Origin of the sequence: Agriterribacter sp., from assembly GCF_035444585.1 — a bacterium.
Lineage (GTDB): Bacteria > Bacteroidota > Bacteroidia > Chitinophagales > Chitinophagaceae > Agriterribacter.
In genome coordinates, this window is sequence record NZ_DAOMOZ010000303.1 from 1 (window position 1) to 4,281 (window position 4,281).

General features: G+C 45.9%; 2 protein-coding genes and 1 tRNA gene. 1 reads left to right on the forward strand and 2 read right to left on the reverse strand.

Features of this window, described 5'->3' with window-relative positions:
- Positions 1 to 256 precede the first annotated feature (256 nt).
- Positions 257 to 1,663, reverse strand: coding sequence for a dihydrolipoyl dehydrogenase (gene lpdA / locus PLH26_RS20515; RefSeq protein WP_324587888.1), 1,407 nt, complete (start codon positions 1,661 to 1,663; stop codon positions 257 to 259).
- Between the two features lie 273 nt (positions 1,664 to 1,936).
- Between lpdA and PLH26_RS20520 the strand changes: the two genes are divergently transcribed.
- Complete coding sequence (locus PLH26_RS20520; protein WP_324587889.1) at positions 1,937 to 4,138, forward strand: right-handed parallel beta-helix repeat-containing protein; 2,202 nt, start codon at positions 1,937 to 1,939, stop codon at positions 4,136 to 4,138.
- 65 nt (positions 4,139 to 4,203) lie between these two features.
- Here PLH26_RS20520 and PLH26_RS20525 read toward each other — a convergent pair.
- A tRNA-Met gene (locus PLH26_RS20525) sits at positions 4,204 to 4,275 on the reverse strand.
- Between the last annotated feature and the right edge of the window lie 6 nt (positions 4,276 to 4,281).

Genomic DNA, 4,281 nt, shown 5'->3' on the forward strand with positions numbered 1-4,281 from the left:
ACCTAAAAAAATATTTTCATGCACTATGCAGCGGAAACCTTTACATAGGAGCCGTCAGCTATCAGCAATTCACTATTCACCTCTCACACTTCTCCTCTCCTCGCGAAACGATAAATTATTCACCCTTATCTTCAAATTTCAGCTCTCCCCCTGCACGGGATATAACGTAAAGATGCGGTCGGCACCCGACGAAGGAGGGTCAGCACCGCATCTTACTACTTATTACTTATTACTTACTACTTACCTCTTACCACTTTTATATATCTATCGCCTCTCCGTAAGCGGCGGCAGTTGCTTCTTTAACTCCCTCGCTCATGGTCGGGTGCGGATGGGAAGCGTTCAGTATTTCGTGATACGTGGTTTCTAATTTGCGTGCAACAGATACTTCAGCGATCAGTTCTGTTACATTGTAGCCGATCAGGTGTGCGCCGAGAAATTCACCGTATTTGGCATCATAAATTACTTTAACAAAACCATCAGTGGCGCCGGCGGCGCTTGCCTTGCCCGAAGCTATAAAAGGGAACTTACCAATTTTAATTTCATAGCCGGCATCTTTTGCTGCTTTTTCGGTATAACCGATGGATGCTATTTCCGGCGTACAGTAGGTGCAGCCGGGAATATTATTATAATCCACTGTGTCGGGCAGGTGCGGGTATTTCTTCTCGTTATAACCCATATGTTCGGCAGCTACAATACCTTCCTTGCTGGCAACATGCGCCAGTGCCTGGCCGGGGCTGCAGTCGCCAATGGAATAAATACCGGGAACATTGGTTTGCTGGTATTTGTCTACCACTATTTTACCCTTCTCTGTTTTAATGCCCAGTTGCTCAAGCCCGATGTCTTCAATGTTGGCCACAATACCTGCTGCGCTCAATATTATATCGGCTTCAAGGGTAATTTCGCCATTGCTGGTTTTTACTTTGGCTTTTACACCGCTGCCGCTTGTGTCGGCACTGGTTACTTCACTGCCGGTATAAACTTCTATACCCTGTTTTTTAAATTGTTTTTCAAGTTCTTTTGAGATCTCTTCATCTTCTACCGGTACCAGCCGGGGTAAAAACTCAACAATGGTAACTTTGGTGCCCAGCGAATTGTAGAAATAAGCAAACTCAACACCAATGGCGCCGCTGCCAACAACGATCATGCTTTTGGGTTGCCCGGGCAACGACATGGCTTCACGGTATCCTATTATTTTTTTGCCATCTATAGGCAGGCTGGGCAACTGGCGCGAACGTGCGCCTGTAGCTATAACGATGTATTTGCCTTCTACCACCTGCGTTTTTCCATCCGCCGCTTTCACTTCTATTTGTCCTTTTGCTTTTACTTTCCCATATCCCATGATCACATCTATCTTATTCTTGCGCATTAAAAACTGCACACCCTTGCTCATTTTATCGGCTACGCCCCGGCTGCGTTTAATAACAGCTTCAAAATTGTGCTTTACCTCTGTGGCCTCTAATCCGTAATCCTTGCTGTGCTTCATGGATTCATAAACCTGTGCGCTTTTCAGCAGCGCTTTGGTGGGTATGCAGCCCCAGTTGAGACAAATACCACCCAAACTTTCCTTTTCAATGATAGCTACTTTAAAACCCAGTTGTGAAGCCCTGATGGCTGCGGGGTATCCGCCGGGGCCGCTGCCTAAAACAATTACATCGTATGCCATAACAGAATTGTGTGTTTTGTAAAGAATGATACAGGGAGGAAAAATGAACAGTTGATTATCATTTCCCGTACCTGAACTGATCTGCGAAAATACTTGCAAAACGGCAAACGACAAAAAGGCATGACCAGGAGGGTTTTTATTTATTTGAAAATTCCGCTTAAATTGACCCCGGTCTGTTAGATGAGAAGTGATCGCACCGTGTCTTTCATCCGTCATGTGCAGTATTGGTGTTTACTTTAAAACAAATTATCAGGATCAACCAAAAATTAAAAAATGAAAGCGTTGTTTGCCGGGACTATAATTTTTGCAGGATGGAAATGCTGTTTTTTATTGATCCTGCTTTCAGGAATAAATATGCAGGCTGTAAGTGCACCCGCGGATTCCGCGCAGGAACCTGCTTTAAAGTTGTATGTTGCTGTTGCTGGAAACGATGGCTGGTCGGGGAAGCTCAGCCAGCCTAACCGCAATAAAACAGATGGACCTTTTGCAACCTTAGCGCGTGCGCGGGATGTGATCCGTGAATTGAAAGCGCAGAAAAAGCTTCCTCAGGGACATATAGTAATAGAAATACAGGAAGGCGTTTATGAGCTGCCGGGAATATTTGAACTGGAAGCCCGGGATGGAGGTGCAGACGCTCAGTCGCGCATCACATATGTTGCACAGAAGGGCAAAGAAGTGCGATTATCGGGCGGTAAAAGTGTAACGGAATGGGCCCCGGTAACCGATGAAGCTGTACTGAAGAAGCTTAACGCCGATGCCAGCGGGAAGGTCTGCCAGGCAGATATTTCAGCTATAGGTATAAACGATTTCGGGTCTCCGGGAGGTGGCGGGATAGAATTGTTTTTTAACGATAAGCCGATGTGGCTTTCGCGGTATCCCAATAAAGGCTTTGTCAAAATTACGGGGTTGCTCAATGAAGAGCCGGTAGATATAAGAGGAACAAAAGGCGATAAAGCAGGTAAGTTCAATTATGAAGACCAGCGGATAAATGAATGGAAGGATGAAAAAGATGCATGGGTGAGCGGGTATTGGTTTTGGGATTGGGCCGAACAGCGGCACAAGGTTTCCGGCATTGATACGGAGAAAAAGCTCATGGAAGTAGTACCTCCTTACCACAGCTATGGATATCGCCTCGGGCAATGGTTCTATGGATTCAACCTGCTTTCGGAAATAGACGAGCCGGGGGAATATTATGTAGACAGGGAAAAAGGCATTCTTTATTTTTATCCGCCATCGGATATTAACAAAGGGCAGGCTTTTGTTTCCGTCAATAAAAATATCATAAGCATGAAAGAAGTTTCATTTCTAACCATACAGGGAGTGACCCTTGAAGGTTGCCGTGGAACAGTGGTTGAAATGGAAGATTGTAACCAGGCTTTACTTGCAGGATGTACCATAAGGAATGCCGGAGATGAAGGGGTCGTTATCAGCGGCGGAACACGCAACGGTGTAACAGGTTGTGATATTTATGAGGTAGGTGCCGGGGGCATCAAAATCAATGCAGGAGACCGCAGCACACTCACGCCGGCAGCGTGCTTTGCCGACAACAATAATATACATCATATCGCCCGGATTAAACGGGTTTACTTCCCGGGGATCTCCCTCAACGGAGTTGGCAACCGTGCCACACACAATCTTATAAAGCATCTTCCGCACATGGCTATATATTTTAACGGAAATGATCATGTAATGGAGTACAATGAAATATATGACGTTTGCTATGAATCGAATGATGCGGGTGCAATTTATGCAGGCAGGAACTGGACGATGCGGGGGAATATGATCCGCTATAATTATCTCCACGATATTTCGGGTTTTGAAGGAAAAGGATGCGTGGGTGTTTACCTCGACGATGCATTTTGCGGAGTGGATATTATAGGAAATGTATTTGATAAAGTTACACGCGCAATGATGATCGGCGGGGGCAGGGATAACAATGTGCTGAACAATATCTTTATTGATTGTGTTCCTTCCCTGCATGTTGATGCAAGAGGATTGGGATGGATGCATGATCACCCTGAGCAATGGATCAAAGAAGAAAAAGAAAAGGGAACCATTTCAGGGATTGCTTACAACAAACCTCCATACAGCACGCGGTATCCGAAATTGCTCAATATCATAAACGACGAGCCCAAAGCGCCCAAGGGCAATGTTATTTCACTTAATATTTGCCGGGGCGGCGCCTGGGATAAGAACGTAGGATTCTGGAAAACCTCTGTTGAAGACAAAGCCCGTCCCTATATAACAATGAGCGACAATATTGTTGCGCCCGGTTCGGCGGTCAAAGACAGCTTGTCTGAGAGCTTTGTTGTAGCCGACCCTTTATTCGTGAACCCCAAAGATCCCAAACAGGGGAATTTTCAACTGGCTGCCGGTTCACCCGCTCTAAAGCGTGGGTTCAGGCAGGTTCCATTCAACAAAATGGGACTATACCGAAGCGATAGCAGGGCAGGTTGGCCGGTTTCAAAAGAATGAAGCCTCTGTTGGATAATTTTTAATACTGTATTAAAAAAGCGCCACTTAAAGTGACGCTTCCGTTGTTGCGAGGGATGGGATCGAACCACCGACCTTCGGGTTATGAGCCCGACGAGCTACCGCTGCTCTACCTCGCGATATAA

Excerpts from the sequence above, each read along its gene's own strand:
- PLH26_RS20520 (WP_324587889.1), top strand. The coding sequence starts at position 1,937 with ATGAAAGCGTTGTTTGCCGGGACTATAATTTTTGCAGGATGGAAATGC.
- lpdA (WP_324587888.1), bottom strand. The coding sequence starts at position 1,663 with ATGGCATACGATGTAATTGTTTTAGGCAGCGGCCCCGGCGGATACCCC.